This is a genomic window from Gardnerella pickettii (genome assembly GCF_029226345.1).
Lineage (GTDB): Bacteria > Actinomycetota > Actinomycetes > Actinomycetales > Bifidobacteriaceae > Bifidobacterium > Bifidobacterium piotii.
On sequence record NZ_JAKNCU010000001.1, the window covers coordinates 874,941 to 891,495 of the forward strand.

11 protein-coding genes are annotated in these 16,555 nt (G+C 41.0%); 5 read left to right on the forward strand and 6 right to left on the reverse strand.

The window, feature by feature from the left end; translation table 11 throughout:
• The first annotated feature begins 71 nt into the window (after nucleotides 1-71).
• Nucleotides 72-500: a metallopeptidase family protein gene (locus MAF46_RS03440; RefSeq protein WP_004131993.1), complete on the forward strand. Its 429-nt coding sequence runs from the start codon at nucleotides 72-74 to the stop codon at nucleotides 498-500.
• Nucleotides 501-524: 24 nt separating this feature from the next.
• Here the strand turns inward: MAF46_RS03440 and MAF46_RS03445 are convergent, their stop codons facing one another.
• Nucleotides 525-2,150: a DUF5719 family protein gene (locus MAF46_RS03445; RefSeq protein ID WP_032840160.1), complete on the reverse strand. Its 1,626-nt coding sequence runs from the start codon at nucleotides 2,148-2,150 to the stop codon at nucleotides 525-527.
• Nucleotides 2,151-2,207: 57 nt separating this feature from the next.
• A complete protein-coding gene (locus MAF46_RS03450; protein ID WP_060785640.1) occupies nucleotides 2,208-5,519 on the reverse strand; it encodes a glycosyltransferase family 2 protein in 3,312 nt (1,103 codons plus the stop codon).
• Nucleotides 5,520-5,619: 100 nt separating this feature from the next.
• Here MAF46_RS03450 and MAF46_RS03455 point away from each other — a divergent pair, with 100 nt between their 5' ends.
• The 4 genes from MAF46_RS03455 (at nucleotide 5,620) to MAF46_RS03470 (ending at nucleotide 10,883) form a co-directional block, all read left to right on the forward strand.
• A complete protein-coding gene (locus MAF46_RS03455) occupies nucleotides 5,620-7,101 on the forward strand; it encodes an LCP family protein (RefSeq protein ID WP_060785641.1) in 1,482 nt (493 codons plus the stop codon).
• 133 nt (nucleotides 7,102-7,234) lie between these two features.
• Nucleotides 7,235-8,584 (forward strand): LCP family protein, encoded by a 1,350-nt coding sequence (locus tag MAF46_RS03460; RefSeq protein ID WP_060785642.1) that lies wholly within the window; start codon nucleotides 7,235-7,237, stop codon nucleotides 8,582-8,584.
• A 96-nt stretch (nucleotides 8,585-8,680) separates the two neighbouring features.
• Nucleotides 8,681-10,456 carry an FtsK/SpoIIIE domain-containing protein gene (locus MAF46_RS03465; RefSeq protein WP_060785643.1) on the forward strand — a complete coding sequence of 592 codons (1,776 nt, stop codon included), beginning with the start codon at nucleotides 8,681-8,683 and terminating at the stop codon, nucleotides 10,454-10,456.
• Between the two features lie 154 nt (nucleotides 10,457-10,610).
• Nucleotides 10,611-10,883: a WhiB family transcriptional regulator gene (locus MAF46_RS03470; protein ID WP_004131981.1), complete on the forward strand. Its 273-nt coding sequence runs from the start codon at nucleotides 10,611-10,613 to the stop codon at nucleotides 10,881-10,883.
• A gap of 8 nt (nucleotides 10,884-10,891) precedes the next feature.
• Here MAF46_RS03470 and MAF46_RS03475 read toward each other — a convergent pair whose 3' ends face one another.
• The 4 genes from MAF46_RS03475 to MAF46_RS03490 form a co-directional block, all read right to left on the reverse strand.
• On the reverse strand, nucleotides 10,892-12,376 hold the full coding sequence (locus MAF46_RS03475; protein ID WP_004131977.1) for a sensor histidine kinase: 1,485 nt from the start codon (nucleotides 12,374-12,376) through the stop codon (nucleotides 10,892-10,894).
• Nucleotides 12,377-12,565: 189 nt separating this feature from the next.
• A complete protein-coding gene (locus MAF46_RS03480; RefSeq protein ID WP_060785644.1) occupies nucleotides 12,566-14,593 on the reverse strand; it encodes a dipeptide ABC transporter ATP-binding protein in 2,028 nt (675 codons plus the stop codon).
• A 23-nt stretch (nucleotides 14,594-14,616) separates the two neighbouring features.
• Entirely contained in the window at nucleotides 14,617-15,606 is a 990-nt protein-coding gene (locus MAF46_RS03485; protein ID WP_060785645.1) for an ABC transporter permease, read from the reverse strand.
• A gap of 12 nt (nucleotides 15,607-15,618) precedes the next feature.
• Nucleotides 15,619-16,545, reverse strand: a complete 927-nt coding sequence (locus MAF46_RS03490) for an ABC transporter permease (RefSeq protein WP_004131972.1) — start codon at nucleotides 16,543-16,545, stop codon at nucleotides 15,619-15,621.
• Nucleotides 16,546-16,555 lie beyond the last annotated feature (10 nt).

A 16,555-nucleotide genomic window follows, 5' to 3' on the forward strand; every position in this document is an offset into this window, starting at 1 on the left:
AACATATTTACTACACCGTTTTGTGTTTGCATATTAATCAAATGCCCTAGCGTACAAATAAAGTTAGGTGTATGACGTCTTTAGTATGGGAACAAAAAAGATATAGAAACCGCCACGGGCGCGGCATGCGTGCGCCAATGTTTGGCACGCGACTTCCTAGATACAGAACAGCCAGCGGAATGTTCGATTCAATGGTAGCAGCTCAAATTAGAAGACTTAACAGTGCTTGGTCAAATCTTATAAAAGACGTTCAATTTGCTGTAGAAGATGTTCCTCCAAGCCAGCCAGTTTTGTGGGAAAGTAATAAAAGAATAATGTCTCAAGCTTTTCCTGCATCTAAAGGAATACCACAAAGAATAGTTTTGTACAGACTTCCACTATGCACACACGTTACTAGCAGAGCTGAGCTTCAATACGCGATTAGAGACGAAATAGTGCAACGTTTAGCAGAATTGTACGGAAGAAGACCAGAAGAAATCGACCCAGATTGGGGATTGTAAATAACAGCCTAAAAAGCCCTAAGTCTACTTTACAATCGAAGGATTCGAGCGAACTTTAACACTTATACTGTTAGGGTCAAGCGACTTAGAAGGAATCCATGCAACGCCTGCAAAACCAGCATCGTTTACTGCTTTTGATTGAATCCTAGACGCAAACGAAACGCCAGACTTAGATTTAATAGTAAACATAACAGCTTTAGGATTAATATCTTTCGCTAAAATCGTTGAAACAGTATAAGACTTAACTTCAATAGTCTTAGACGCTACTTTTAAGCCAGAAGAATCGTAAGCACTAATCTTTACATTGGCATTATCAACAGATCCGTTTGCAATATGTAGCGAAGTTTCGTCTGCAGAAAATGGGGAAACAAGCGCACTATTTGTAATAGAACGAACTGAATTAACAAAAGCAATATCGCTTTGACCATCTTTGCCACTTTTTTCAACAGAAGCCATAGCAAAAATCGGAACGCTACTTTGCGCAAAAATCGCCCCAACGCCCTTAGGTACTTCTGGTAAATCAACAACTTGAATTTGTCTTGCACTAAAATCTACTTGCTTTATGCTCTTTTTTCCAGAATCATCAAGCCAATACAAATCGACTTTTCCGCTTTTATTAGACCAAATATAAGCTTTAGCTTGATCACCCTCAATAACACCTGGCAAAACAGGCTCTAAAGATGCTGATTCTTGCGGAGAAATAACATCCACGCCTTTAGAAACAAGACCAGATGAACGAATAAACTTAACGAACGACGAAACTGGAGCTTGCTCACTTAAAACTTGAATATAAAGGCCATCCGACTTTGCTGCAGCTGCAGAAATGTTAAAGTAAGCGTCACTATGCGCTGGAACAGTAAAAGTGCTTCCTGTAGAAAGATTTAGTTGCGCGCCCGATTTATTAGTTGACCACGCTTTAACGCTTACAACAGTAGGCTTAGACGAAAGATTAACAGAGTTTAATCTTACAGAAACACCTTCCGCTATTCTTGGAATAATAAAGTTTTGGCGCATTGAAGGAGATACGCAAGAAGTGGCCGATAAGCCTTTTAAGTCGCCGTTTTTAGCCCAAGATGCAACAGATGCAGCAGACCCAGTTCCAGATTGCGCACTTAAAAGACTACTTTCCAAAACTTGAGCGTCTTTATCTACATTACTTTCTGCAAAATAAGCTCTATCTTGGCTTTCGCTTGAATCACTAGGATCACTAGAAGAACTAGAAGGATTGTTAAAAGATTTGTTAACTAAATCTTTAGAATCGCCAGCATATTTTATGCCATTAAGAGTGGACTTGTAAACGCTTCCAAAAGACGCATATCTGGATACTGACTTTAAGTCTCCTTCGGATTCTTGAAACTCGCTATCGCCATATTTTGCTGAATCTGGTAGAGCTATTCTGCTAGGGCAAACTGTTTGCAAATTTGTAGAACCAACACGCTTTTCTACGCTTCCAATAGGAAAAATCGGGTCGTCTGTTAGCTGTTTTAATGGGCATACGCAAGACGCAACAACTGCACAAGAAACCAGTATTGCTGCGCTTAAAATAGACAAAGACCACAGTTTGAATCTTCTAAAACGAACAGAAGCGCTAATTGAAGCAGCATCTTGTGCATGACGATGACTATTTTTAGAATTCGTATTTGACTTCATTAATCTACCTGCCATTTATCCGTCTAATCAATCATAGCTTCTAACTAATCATCCTAATTATTCACGCTCTATTACGTTATTGCTGTTAAAACGAGGCAAAGCAACCAGGCAATACAATAGCAGCACTAAAGCAAAAACAACAATCCATGGAATTCTCCAAGAAAGTGGGCGCGAATGGCTATAAATCGAAGTTTTAGAAGAAGACATGTCTGCTACATCGTCGAATCTGCAATACGTTCCATGACTAGATGAAACAACAAGCTGAGTTCCTTCCGAAGCGTTTACGTTTGCAATCAACTTTTCTGTTGCGTCTTTATTTGCGTCTCCTTCTAATCCAATAATTGAATTATTAGCCGCTAAATTATTTTTGGCTTTAGAATCATTAACAATGTAAATTCCGCCAATACCAAGCTGCTTTAAGGTTACAATCGACTCATCGCTTGCGTGAGAAAGAAGCTTAGAAGCCGCGTAATAAAGCGTATTTGTGCTAGGAGAATGCCCGTATAAAACATCTCTAACTTGTAAAGATGGAGATAAGTCAACTAAATCGCCACGAGTGGTACGCATAAGCGAAATATTCAACTCACGACTATTCACAGCTTTAATCGCAAGAACGCGATTTGCACTATTCTTATTCAAGTAGTCCGAAACAACCATCGGCAGGCCACTATCGCTTGCGTAAACGGATGTTACAGGTCCGCTAATAATCGCAAATAATCCAAGCAAAACAGCAACAGCAAAAATTCCAAAAGCTAAAATTCCTCTTGCAAGATGAATAATCTTTTTCATCATTGCCTTAGCAGAACGATTCATAGCTGCACGCTTAGAAACGCGCGTAGTGTAATCGTCTGGATTATTGTCTTGATTAGCAGAATTAGATTTTCGCAAAGGCTCAAACCTACGAACAGCTTTTCCTGCAACCATGCACATGCATGCAAGAACACCAAGTGCGCTTAAGCTTACGCCTGGAAGAACACTTGCGCTAATAGGACCGTCAAAATCTGAAGCAACAACAACGCGGCAAGCGACTAAAGAAAGCGCCATTCCGCTAACTATTACAACCCACATCATTCTTGAAGCTCTTAAAGCAAAAGGAAGAGCAAGCGCGCATAAAGCCATTAATACAGCTAAGGCTGCAAACACAATCATGATTATTCCGCGAAGTTGCAAAATTAACATTGAACCCGAAGAAAAATGATTCAAATCAATGTTAAACGCTCGAAGCAAAACGTCTATATAACTACTAGCCCTAGGAGCGCCATTTATTTTTTGAGAAGGCAAAGCCATACTAGCAAAAATTTGACGCCACATTCCAGTTCCAAAATAGCGCACAACGCTACCAAGCGTTGGCAAAAGAACCAAAACAGATGGAACAGGCATTAGCGCAAGCATAAAACGATGCGAGCGCACCATAATAATCGATGCAACAAAAATAACAAACATTGGCAGCAAAAGCTGAGGACTTGCAGCAAGGGGAACCATAAAGCACAAAGATGCGCAAGCCGCGCTTTGTATTGACGCAACTGGAACAACAGGGTCTTCTGTAACGTACATTCCTACAGCGTGGAAAGCGAACGCAAATGCAGCTGGCAAAAATACCATTGTTAGAATCATTGGCAAATCGCCTCTAGCAAAAACGCCAAAAGCCATCGCAATCATTGTCCAACAAAGACCAGAGCACACTCGCACAATGTCTGATCTAGTAAACACGCCTGCGAGCGCCCAAAAACTTAGTAACATAGCGGGGGCAGCAAGGAAAAATATGGCGTTTATTGCAGCTAGCGTGTTACCACCAAACACAATGGAAGCTAGCATCCAAATCATAAGAAGCGGAGATGGAGGAAGAGGAGACGCAAAACCGTCGTCTGGAATATATGCTCCAATCGCAGACTTAAACAAATCACTAAAACTTGTTCCAGTAGAAAGAAGCTGGCTTGAATAAAGCGAAGATCCAGAAAGAATCTTATTAATTGGCGCTCCGTAAAGAAGTATTACGGTTGCAAAAACAAGAAGAGATGCACAAATTGCGGCGCTCCACCTAAACAAAACTCTTCTATGCAAGTGTTTTCTTGCAAGCGGACTTAAAATAACACCCTTTTTTTGAGTCTTAAAAGCAATAGTTTTGTCTTTCCAACGCGTAATTTGGCTACGACTTGCTATAAGAGAAGTGAGTCGTTTTAAGGAAACTTTTGAAACTCTAGACACTCGTCTTCTTGCAAAAATAGCGCTAGGTAATTGTGCTAACGCAATCCAAGGAAGCATAAGACGCATAAACGCAACATACGGCTGCTTAGCAAACAAAGATTGCAGTGCTCGGATTATTGACATTGGAACAGTACAAAGCCAAATAAGCGGCCACATAATAACGCTAACATCTGTATACATGTATCTTTGCTTTGCCATAATCGAATAGGCTAAGCCGTAGCAAACATTGGTTTTTTCTGCATCGCGCTCTTCGCCTCTCCTAGTGCGAAGACCGTCAAAACGCGCTCTTCTATGCGCGATTCTAGCTTGCGGAACAACAACAACTCGCCCACCGCTTAAAACGACTCGCCTACAAAAATCGTTAGACTCTTCAAAAGTGGTAAGCCAAGGCTGAGTTCCTCGCATTGTTTGCCAAGTGCTAAGCGAAACTAAAGCGCCTGCAAAAGAAACAGAATAGACGTCTCCCCTAAAATCGTATTGCTCTTGATCTGGCTCGCCTTCTACGCTAAGCGAATGCACTTTATGCTTCCACGCATACATGCCAACGTTATGAAGAATTTTTCCTTGCCAATCAACTTGTTTTGCACCAAGAACGCAAGCTGTTGGAGTGTTTCGCCAAGTCTCTCTTAAAGCTTCCAAGCATTTTGAATCGCAAGGTTTTGAATCGTCGTGCAAAAGCCATAACGACTTAACGCCTTGCAATGGCAAAAGTTTTCTTAAAGACTTTTCTACAGCATCTCCAAATGATTTTGCAGACTTAATAGGAAGAATAACAACTTTTACTTGCTTATATTGTTTGTAGGATTCAGCATTATTGCCACTGTACGCATTGCCATACGCATTACTAAAAGCTTGATTTCCGTTGGAAAAATCTGCACTAGAAATTAATCCCGATAATTGAGTTGGCTCTATTTGAACGTTAAAAGACTTTACTAACTCTTTTTGTGTTCTACTAGCACAATCAGCTACAACAATAGTTCCAGGAAGAACACTTTGATTTATAACCGCTTGCAAAGTTTCTTCGTAAAACCGCGTATCTTGCTCAACGCTCATTATTGAAACAATAGAAGAATCAACCTCGCGAGGCTTTATTCTATTCATAGCAGAAAAGACTTGTAAAACATCGTTTTCAAAAGTGCAAGTTTCAGCGGTTATTGAATCCATACATAACAGTTTACGCAAGGGGTATGTATTATGCATGTTAAAATCTCAATAGAATACACTATAATGGTGATTTATATGTGCATTTACGAAAGAAGGAAGCATGGCAGCCTCTCGGTATAATCAAGACCGTCGGTACCAAACTAACTATTGGGACTCATCTGCACCACACCATACTCTCAATAGTCAAATGCTTAATAATACTCGTAAAATCATTTGCATGGCGATTATTGCCGTTCTAGTCTTTTTAACTACAATAATCGCATCCGTATGGCTTGACTTTTCTTCTACTATTAGTTCGCGCGTTATAAAAACCATCTCAACAAGCACCAAACAGATTCAGTCAATAGACCCTAATGCTGGTAAAACTATTAATATTCTTGTTCTTGGTCAAGATACTCGAGAAGGTAAGAATCGCGCTTTTCAGGGCGGCGGAGAAGACGAAAATCATCAATCAGACACAGCAATGATTGTTCAAATCAGCGCAGACAGGTCTTATATAAACATTGTTTCAATTCCAAGAGATTCAATGGTTAAAGCCGCATCGTGCAATACGTCTAAAGGCAGAATTCCAGCTAGACGTAAAGTTATGTTTAACTCGATTTTCGCACTTGGCTACGCTAAGGGAGGCGACTTAGCAAGCGCAGCATCATGTACGCTTGCAACAGTAAACGAAATTACTGGCTTAAACATAACAGATTTTATTGTTGCAGACTTTAGCGGTTTAAGCGATATGATTAACGCGATTGGCGGAGTAACCTTGTGCATTCCTGTAAACACTAGGGATTATTACACGGGCGTTAATCTAAAGCGCGGACTTCAACACCTTGATGGCGTGCAAGCAACACAATATGCAAGAATGAGGCACGACAGCGCAAGCGACGGAAGCGATATTATGCGAACAACGCGCCAGCAATATCTTCTTAAGCAACTTATTCATCAAGCTCTATCAAAGAATCTTCTAACACAGTCGAGTCAGCTTTATCAACTTGCAAAATCAGCTCTAAAGTCACTTAATATGAGCCAGGGTCTTGCAAACCCTACAACACTGGTTGGTTTAGCTGCAAGTCTTCGTAATCTAAAACCTTCGCACATTTACGCGCAAACAATACCGATTACAACCGACCCATACGATGCAAATCGTGTTATTTTAGACGAAAGTGCTCAAGACGTTTGGGATTTAATGCAAGAAGATAAGCCGTTAACTAAAGATTTAGGCGAAAAATCAAGTAAAAGTGAAAAGTCTTCAAAAAAGAACGCAAAAAATGGCAAAAAGTCTGCCTCTAAAGAAAACTCCGATTCTTCTAGTGCAGATTCTAACAACTCTGCGGAGTCTACAAATTCTGGCGAGAATAGCCTTAATTCCTCTAATTCCTATGCAGATTCAAATGCAGTTAAAATTGGGCGCGTGGATCCAAAAACTGGATTAGCAAAAGACAGCTTAGGTAGACTTATTGATCCAAATAGCGGCGGAATTGTTAACCCAGAAGACGGAACAATAAGAAACCCGCAAACTGGTCACTACATGGGAATTGCAGATAAATACCTAAATAATACAATATGCGCTGTTCCAAAAGGAAAATAATACACTAGAAAAAGCACGTTGTTAAATCGTTTATAACTACGTTGTTTTATAATGCCATTGGTAGTTTTCACTAATAATTATGCATACATATAGACGCCATCAATATTGCAAACGCGTGGCTTAGGGAGGATAAATGAGCCAGCAACGTCCAGAAGACGCTTTGGGGAATCAAAATAATCCACCTAGCTTTACTCCATCGAATAAACACAATAAAAACGCGAATTCAATACCGAGCTTTCCGCCTAAAAACGCACACAATAACGCGCATAAAAACAGCGAATTAAACAAGCAAGAGACTGTTCAGCGTGCACCGTCGTTTGAGCCAAAGCCTAGAAAAGTAAGCCAAAACTCGCAAAATTATCGCACACAAAACACTGGCACACAAGCATATAGCGAGCAATACTACCCCGAACAAAGTCAGCGTTTAAGCCAAAACAATGCAAGTGCATCTAGTTTTACTCCAAAAAGAATCCAAAACTTTAGTCAAAACGAAGTTAGACCAATAGCAAGTAATTCTTCTGCTGGAACTCTTGCTTTTAGAAAAAAACATCGCTTACTAAAGTACTTATCCCTGCTTTTAGTAACAATATTGATTCTTGTAGGAGCACTAGGCGTTTTATCTTGGAACTGGGTTGACTCTCAAATTAAGCGAGATAATTGGCTAACGGATACTCCAGATACTCAAGAAACAACTTGGCTAATTTTAGGATCGGATCAACGAGAAGGCGAAGAAGCAAAAGAAATAACTGGATTTAGAACAGATACGATTCTTGTTTTAACAAAACCAGTAAGTGGGCACAGCTCCTTAATATCCATTCCAAGAGACTCGCTAGTTTCTGTAAACGGCCAGCAAATGAAGATTAACACAGTTGCACAAGATCTTGGAAATAGAGCATTAACAAAAACCGTTGAAAAAATTACGGGTCACAAAATAGACCACGTTGCAGAAATAAAATTCGCAGGACTTACAAACGTTGTAAACTCGCTTGGAACAATAGACTTATGCTACGATCGCACAGTTAGCGATGTCTACAGTGGGCTTAATTGGACTGCAGGATGCCACAGCGTAGACGGAAACGTTGCATTAGCATTTTCTAGAATGAGATATGCGGATCCTCAATCTGATTTTGGAAGAGCTGCAAGACAGCGAATGGTAATTAGCGCAATAATGAAAAAAGCTTTATCTAGCAGCACGCTTACAAACTTCTCGAAAGTAAAAGGCTTTGCAAAAGCATCGCTTGATTCTGCAATATTAGACGAAAACTCAAATCCTGGAACACTGCTGAACATGGGTCTTGCTTTTAAGGAAGCAACAGGAAAAGACGGCGTAACAGGAACAGTCTATTGGACTAATCCAGATTATTGGGTGTATTCAGTTGGATCAGCCGTTTTGTTAGACGATGCTAAAAACATTGAATTATTCGATCAATTATCTGCTGGAACGCATGCGCCTGGAAACGTTGGAACGCTTGCAGAGCAATAAACATAATTTTAGCTAATCATATTTAGCCAATTTAGCCTTTAACCACATTTATAGTTTTTACTTGCATATTTCTTAATCGCAATACACTATTGCGTTATGGAATACGAAAACAATGCAAATAATACTAAAAGCATAGCTTCAAAACCAATGTTTTGGATGCAAATAATGGCAAATATTGTGCCTATTTTAGCCAATATTGCTCTTGCTATAATGGCGTTTTTGCAAAAAAGTTGGATGATGCTTGCAATGATTGTTCCTAGCATAATGATGTATATTGCTTGCTTAATACCGCAAATTGTTCAATATAATTCAAACAAAAACAACAAAAATTTAGTAAAAAATAATACGAATCAAAGCGTTCACTTTAGCAAAACAACAGTCGATTCTCATATTAAAGGTGTTCCAGAAACTCTTGTTCCAATCAACCTAGAAGCAATGCTGATTAATAACGCAAATCAAATCGTTTCTACAAATTACTCTAAAAACATGCAAAATCGTGTTCCTCCATGGAAAAATGTTGTATACGCTTGGCTAGTGTCTTCTAAAAACTCTTTAGAAGCTCCGATTGGAATAAACAGCAGCGGTTATTTTTGTATAGATCTTGTTAAAAATGGGCCGCACGCGCTTGTAGCAGGAACAACAGGGTCTGGAAAATCCGTTTTACTAACATCTTGGTGTTTGGCTCTAGCTTTTAAATACTCACCTAAATTATTGCAATTTGTGTTTATGGATTTTAAGGGAGGAGCTACATTCGATTCTCTTTCCACGCTTCCACACAGCGTTGGAAACGTTGGAGACTTAAATCTTAAGCATGCTGCAAGAGCATTGCGCGGATTAGAAATGGAATTAGACAGGCGAGAAAGATTAGTTGCAAATCAAGGCTGCCACGATATTAGTCAAGTAAAACCAAGCGAGCCTTCAATGGTTATTGTTATAGACGAGTTTCATGCCCTTAAAAATCAACTACCCGATTACATGAATCGCCTAATACGCATAGCTTCTGTTGGAAGATCCCTAGGAATGCATCTTATAGCGTGCACACAAAATCCAATGGGACAAGTAAATGCAGATATGAAAGCAAATATGTCTATAAACATTTGTTTAAGAGTTAGAGACGCAATGCAATCACACGAACTACTTGGGTCTCCTGCCGCCGCAAGCATAAACCCGAATAATCCTGGAGCAGCATATTGCAATACAGGAGACGGAATAGTAGCATTACAATGCTCACAAAGTCAAAACAAAAATTCGCTTATAAAAGCAATCGAATTGGCTGGAAAATTCTATTGCTACAAAACTCCTAAGCAATTGTTTAGCGCTCCCCTACCAAGATACTTAAATAATTCAACGCTTAATAAATACTGCAAAAACACAAAAGATAGCGAGTTTGGACTTTTAATCGGCGTAAAAGACGATGGAATTAACTTAAGCGAAGCAATTTTGCCAATAAATCTTGGAAACATAGCGATTATTGGCGGAAGCAAACGAGGAAAGTCTAATCTTATAAATGTGATTAAAAATGCGATTAGTACGCAAAATCTTGATTCAAAAAACATTCACATTCAAGACAACGCAGACTCACTTTTAGAGCCTTTTAACAGCGACGAAAAGTCTAAAGAATTGCAATGCAAACTAAAAGACACTAAAACAACAGTAATATTTTGCGCTCAAAACGCAAGACACATACGCATACCAGAGCAAGCGCCAGTAAGAATAATCTTCCCAACAGGCGATGCTGCAACAGACTCAATGCTTGGAATACCTACCGACTTACTAAAAACACTAAGCGTGGAAGATTATCAAACACCAGGAAGATGCATAATGGTGATTCCTGGAAAAGCTAATTTGCTGCAAATATTGAGTTTTACATAAAAATATGACTTAAATCACTCAAAAAGATTAAAAAAATTTTGTAAAAGTCTTGAAAAAAAGTTATATTCATGCTTTCCTGGAGTGCGGATAGTTTTATACAAAATCTAACAAATTTAGTCAAAACATACGCGTATTAAAAAGAGGTTATTTACTTATGAGTAGCGCATTCGACTGGCGTGCAAAAGCAGCTTGCCGAGATAAGGATCCTGAACTTTTCTTCCCAGTAGGAAACAACAGCTCATCCAATCAGCAAGTTGAAGAAGCCAAAGCGGTGTGCAGAACTTGTAATGTTGCCGACAATTGCTTAAGATGCGCTCTAGAAACAAGCCAAGATTACGGCGTTTGGGGCGGACTTAGCGAAGATGAAAGGCGCTCGCTAAAGCGTAGAGCAATGCGAGCGCGCAGAAATCAAAGCACTGAATTTTAAGTAAGAGACTACTCTACTCCAGGCACGCGTAGCTTAATATCTAGCAGAACGCGAGTTCCGCCTTCTCTGCGCGATTCCCACTTAACAGTGCCACCAAAATCGTTAGTAACAAAAGTGTTGATTAGCTGAGTGCCTAATCCAGATCCAGAAGACTTTGCCATTCCATGCAAGGATTCGCTTTCGATTCCGCCGCCATTGTCTTCTACAACAATACTAAGGTTGTCTCCGCCACGACCAACAGAAATCGTAATATGGCCTTCGCTCATTCCTTCAAAACCATGCTCAACTGCATTTGTAACAAGCTCGGTTAAAACAAGAGAAAGAGGCGTTGCATCTTGAGCTGCAAGCTTGCCGAATTTACCACAAAAATCAACCGTAATATTTTGATTTTGCGAAGCAAGCTCAATCGTCATTTTAAGCAAGCTAGAAATTACTTTGTCGAAGTCAACAACCTCATCGGCAGTCTGGCTTAAACCTTCGTGAACAAGAGCAATAGTTTGAACTCGCCTTTGAGCTTCTTCTAGCTCTTTTCTAACTTCGTACGACTTGGTTTTTCTAGCTTGAAGACGAAGCAAAGCAGAAACAGCTTGAAGATTATTCTTAACGCGATGATGAATCTCGGAAATGGTAGCGTTCTTAGTCTGAAGCTCCTTTTCTCTTCTAAGAACCTCCGTAACATCTCTGCAAAGAACAACTGCACCAGTTCTATCGTTAGGCCCATAAAGCGGCAGCGAGCGCATAGAAACAACGGAATTATTTACTTCTAACTCGCAATCAACATCGGCTTTACCGCTTAAAACTAAAGGCAAGCTTTCGGGAACAACATCGTTTGTGTGAAGAAGACGCGCTCCAAACTCGCACAAGAACTCGCCTTGCATAGTGTTTAATCCGCCAAGTCTGCGGAAGCAGCTGATTGCGTTTGGAGAAGCATAGCGAACAACACCGCTTTCTTCTAAAATAATAAAACCATCTGCAACTCGAGCATTGTGGCGCTGATTTAGCATTGAATCGTGGTACGGAAACTGCTCGCGCGCAATCATGTCGAACAACGTTTTGCCAGCATTAATGCTTTCTGTCTCGTACCTACCGTTTGATTCTCTTGTTGCAAGATTTGTTTCTCTAAGAACAAGACCAAGCGTTTTGCCATTGTGGCGAACTGGAGCGTAAACATTGCAAACAGTAGCTCTTCCAACAGTTCTTAAAACCGAAGAATGGAAACTTGTTTCTTTACTCATTGCTGCTTCTAGCTCATTATGCATTGATTCATCTAGCTTTACGCCGAGTAAATCTTCGGTTCTAAGCGTGATTGCTGTAGACGGACGGCATTGTTCTGCTACAACGTAATCTCCATTGCCATTTTGAATAACTAAAAGCAAGTCTGCAAAACTTAAATCTGCTATTACTTGCCAATCTGCTACAAGGTGATGCAACCATTCGCGATCCGACTCGTCAAAATCTGGACGTGTTGCAAGAATATGAGAAAAATCAGCCATGATTTAATAATATAAACACGCGAATATAAACACGCGAATATAAACAGACTAAATAAACAGACTAAGATTCTAAAGTCCATTAAAGCGCGTTATAAAACAAATAATTATAGACCAAAACAAAAGTGCAGAAGTTTTATCTCCTGCACTTTTATCTGCATCTATTAGCTTGCACTAATACGATTCTTGCGACTAATCCAAGCCAAGTTCCAAGTTTCCACCAGGAATTGCGTCGAGAAGATCGCGAGTATATTCCTTTTGAGGATGATCAAACACTTCGTCGGTTGTAGCATGCTCAACAAGCTTGCCGTGTTGCATAACAACAACCTCATCTGCGATTTGACGAACAACAGCCAAATCGTGAGTGATGAACAAGTAGCTTAATCCACGCTCTGCTTGCAAATCGTTAAGCAAGTGCAAAACCTGATCTTGCACAAGCACGTCTAGTGCAGAAACAGCCTCATCACAAACGATTACGTCTGGATCCAACGCCATTGCACGCGCAATCGCAATGCGTTGACGCTGACCGCCAGAAAGCTCGTTCGGGAATCGAGTCATAACAGAAGCAGGCATGCGAACCATGTCCAAGAGTTCACGCACACGATTCTGGCGACTCTTTTTATCACCAATCTTATGGATTCGCAAAGGTTCTTCAATAGAACGATAAATCGAATACATTGGGTCGAGCGAACCGTAAGGATTTTGGAATACTGGCTGAACATGACGACGGAAATCAAGCAAATCTGCGCCCTTTAAGTCAGAAATATTCTTGCCCTCGTAGGTAACAGTTCCGCTTGTTGGCTTTAGTAATCTCAAAACCATGTTTGCAACAGTAGACTTACCAGAACCAGATTCGCCCACAATTGCCAACGTTGTTCCGCGCTTAATAGAGAACGAAACGTCATCAACAGCTTTGAAAAGTTCCTTCTTGCGCGGAAGCTTAAACTCGCGAGTTAAGTGGTCGACTGTAATAATATGCTCGCTCTTTTCAAGAGTTTGCTCGCCTACTACGTGATGCTCAAGCAAATTATCCGCGTTTCCGCCATGCTCCTTAACGGAGATGATTCGCTGAGAAGCAAGGCTTGGAGCAGCAGCAACAAGTCGCTTAGTGTATGGATGCTGCGGGTGCTGCAAAACGTCCAAAGATGGACCAGACTCAACAACGCGACCCTTATACATAACAACAACGTGCTGAGCACGAGCTGCAGCCAAACCTAAATCGTGAGTAATAAAGAGCACAGAAGTTCCAAGCGAATCAGTAAGCGTGTGCAAATGATCAAGAATACGCTTTTGCACAGTCACGTCTAGTGCGGAAGTCGGCTCATCTGCAATAAGCAAATCTGGTCGGCAAGCTAAGCCAATCGCAATTAACGCACGCTGACGCATGCCGCCAGAAAACTCGTGCGGGAACTGACGTGCGCGAGTCGCAGCATCTGGCAAACCAGCCTCATCTAGCAAACCAGCAATGCGGTCTTCAACGCTTGCTCCAACAACATACTTTTTGGCAATTTCCCAAGCTTTGTCGTCATCTACGCCATACTTGATTAAATCGTCTGCAACGCGCCAACGAGTTTCGGAACCTGGAACCCACTCTTTTTTGTAGTATTCCATAGCTTCATTAAACTTTTCGGCATTCGTTTGTTCGCTAAGACCAATTTGCGCCAAAGCTTGTTTTGCTTCGTCCAATAATGCGCTCAGTTCTTTAGAGCCGAGGAAGATTTCGTCTTCGTTGCTTTTAACTTCTACAGCGTCTCCTGCTAAAGCTTCTGCAAGTGCGGAGCGCTTTTCGTGGCTAACGTCAACGCCATTTGCAAGAAGAGCTTCTTTAACTTGAGTTCCAATTCGCCAAACAGGATTAAGGTTGCTCATAGGGTCTTGCGGAACCAATCCCATTGCCGTTCCACGCAAAGCCGCATAATCTTTAGGCTTTAGATTGCTTATTTCTTTACCTTTAAGCTTAATAGAACCACCCGTAACGTGACCTGTTCCAGGAAGTAAACCAAGAACTGCCATTGCAGAAGTGGACTTTCCAGAACCAGATTCGCCTACGATTGCAACCCACTGACCTGGGTAAACGTTAAAGCTTGCATCGCGAACAGCGTGTACGGCCTTTTTAGAATCCGTTGTAAAGTCAACTTGAAGATTTTTGACTTCCAACAAAGGACCCTGCTCGCGTTGCATTGCAATAGTATCTACATTTTTACGTGTTGCTGTGTTCATAATCACTATTCCTCCACGCTAACTTACGCCTTGCGGCTCTTTGGATCCAACGCATCTTTTACGGCGTCGCCCATCATAATAAAGGCGAGAACGGTAATAGCGAGCGCAATAGACGGATAGAACAAGACTTCTGGATTCGTAGTAAGAACATTTCTAGCGGTAGAAATATCTACACCCCAGCTAACTGTTGTAGTTGGCAAACCAATACCCAAGAAGCTAAGTGTTGCTTCCAAAACAATGTAAGAGCCAAGAGAAGTTGTACCTACAACAATGATTGGAGCCAGCGAGTTTGGAATAATGTGCTGGAACAAGTTTCGCATTGGAGTAGAACCTAAAGCGGTAGATGCTGTGTTAAATTCAAGATTCTTGGATTCCATAACAGCACTTCTTGCGATTCGAGCAACGCCTACCCATCCAAAGAGAACCATAACAAACACGATTTTCCAAATCGACTTAGATGTGCGGAACATTTGCAAAACTACGATTGCACCTAACAGCATTGGCAAAGCCAAGAAGATGTCGGTGATTCGGCTAAGAACCGCATCAATCCATCCGCCAAAGAATCCAGCCAAAGCGCCGATTAGAGAACCAACTAACACAACTAAAGCAGTTGCTAGCAAGCCAACGCTTAAAGATGTACGTGTTCCGTACACAACTCGAGCGTAAATATCGCATCCTTGCATGTCGAATCCAAACGGATGCGCAGCAGAAGCTGGCTCAAGCGAGTGCTCCAAAACGCAATAATTAGGATTGTGCTTTGTAAGAGCGCCTGGGAAGAGCGCAACAAAAATAATCGCAATAATCAAAATTGCAGAAACAATAAACAATGGATTTCTGCGCAAAGATCGCCAAGCATCAGCCCACATGCTTGTAGCTGGAGCGGATTCGTCTACAGAATCAACTTCTTGAAGAGGCGTATCGTCAAGAGGAGCAACATAGCGTTCCTGACCTGGCAATGTATTGTAATTTGCATTATTTGTAGTCAAATTATCTTCCATCAAATTATCTTCCATAATGTGCTCTCCTTACGCGTAGCGAATGCGCGGATCTAGAGCCGCGTACAACATGTCAACAAGAAGATTGCTGACTACAAATATCAACATAAGAAGCGTAACTATAGAAACAACAAGGTTTCCTTCTCCCTTTAGAATTCCTTGATAGGTAAGGAATCCAACGCCATGAATGTTGAAGATTGTTTCCGAGATCATTGCGCCGCCCATAAGAGCGCCCAAATCTTGACCTAAGAATGTAACAACTGGAATAAGCGAGTTGCGCAAAATGTGTCGAACAATAACGGAGCCTTCTTTTAAGCCCTTTGCACGAGCTGTACGCACATAATCAAGCGATATGTTTGACGAAACTTCCGACCTTGTAAGTCGAATAATATACGCCATTGAAACGGATCCAAGAACTATTGCAGGAAGAAGAAGATCGTAGAATCCAGGATCATTGCTTGCAGTAACAGGCATAATATGCCACTTAACACCAAACAAATATTGGCCAATAAAGCCAGTAACAAATGTTGGCACAGAAATAAGAAGAAGTGATACAACCAGGATTACACTGTCGTACCACTTTCCTTTCTTTAAGCCAGAAATTATGCCAAAAGCTACGCCGAACAAGGCTTCAAAAGCAAACGCCATCAACGCAAGCTTAATGGTTACAGGGAATGCGCGGCCAATCTCATCAATTACTGGCTGACCAGCAAAAGTATGGCCAAAGTCAAGAGTAAGCGCATTCTTTAAGAACAACAAATATTGAATAATAAATGGCTTATCCAAGTTATACTCGGCACGAATTTGCGCTTCTACAGCATGGTTAATTGGCTTATCGCCAAACATTGCTTTTACTGGATCTCCAGGCAAAGCAAACACCAAAGCGTATACCAACAATGTTGTGCCGAGAACCACAGGAATCATCTGCAAAACACGGCGCAGAACATATTTACCCATTGGTTTCTCC

Bases quoted from the DNA above. Each gene is read 5' to 3' on its own strand.
- MAF46_RS03440 (WP_004131993.1), top strand. From the start codon at position 72: ATGACGTCTTTAGTATGGGAACAAAAAAGATATAGAAACCGCCACGGG.
- MAF46_RS03445 (WP_032840160.1), bottom strand. From the start codon at position 2,150: ATGAAGTCAAATACGAATTCTAAAAATAGTCATCGTCATGCACAAGAT.
- MAF46_RS03450 (WP_060785640.1), bottom strand. From the start codon at position 5,519: ATGGATTCAATAACCGCTGAAACTTGCACTTTTGAAAACGATGTTTTA.
- MAF46_RS03455 (WP_060785641.1), top strand. From the start codon at position 5,620: ATGGCAGCCTCTCGGTATAATCAAGACCGTCGGTACCAAACTAACTAT.
- MAF46_RS03460 (WP_060785642.1), top strand. From the start codon at position 7,235: ATGAGCCAGCAACGTCCAGAAGACGCTTTGGGGAATCAAAATAATCCA.
- MAF46_RS03465 (WP_060785643.1), top strand. From the start codon at position 8,681: ATGGAATACGAAAACAATGCAAATAATACTAAAAGCATAGCTTCAAAA.
- MAF46_RS03470 (WP_004131981.1), top strand. From the start codon at position 10,611: ATGAGTAGCGCATTCGACTGGCGTGCAAAAGCAGCTTGCCGAGATAAG.
- MAF46_RS03475 (WP_004131977.1), bottom strand. From the start codon at position 12,376: ATGGCTGATTTTTCTCATATTCTTGCAACACGTCCAGATTTTGACGAG.
- MAF46_RS03480 (WP_060785644.1), bottom strand. From the start codon at position 14,593: ATGAACACAGCAACACGTAAAAATGTAGATACTATTGCAATGCAACGC.
- MAF46_RS03485 (WP_060785645.1), bottom strand. From the start codon at position 15,606: ATGGAAGATAATTTGATGGAAGATAATTTGACTACAAATAATGCAAAT.
- MAF46_RS03490 (WP_004131972.1), bottom strand. From the start codon at position 16,545: ATGGGTAAATATGTTCTGCGCCGTGTTTTGCAGATGATTCCTGTGGTT.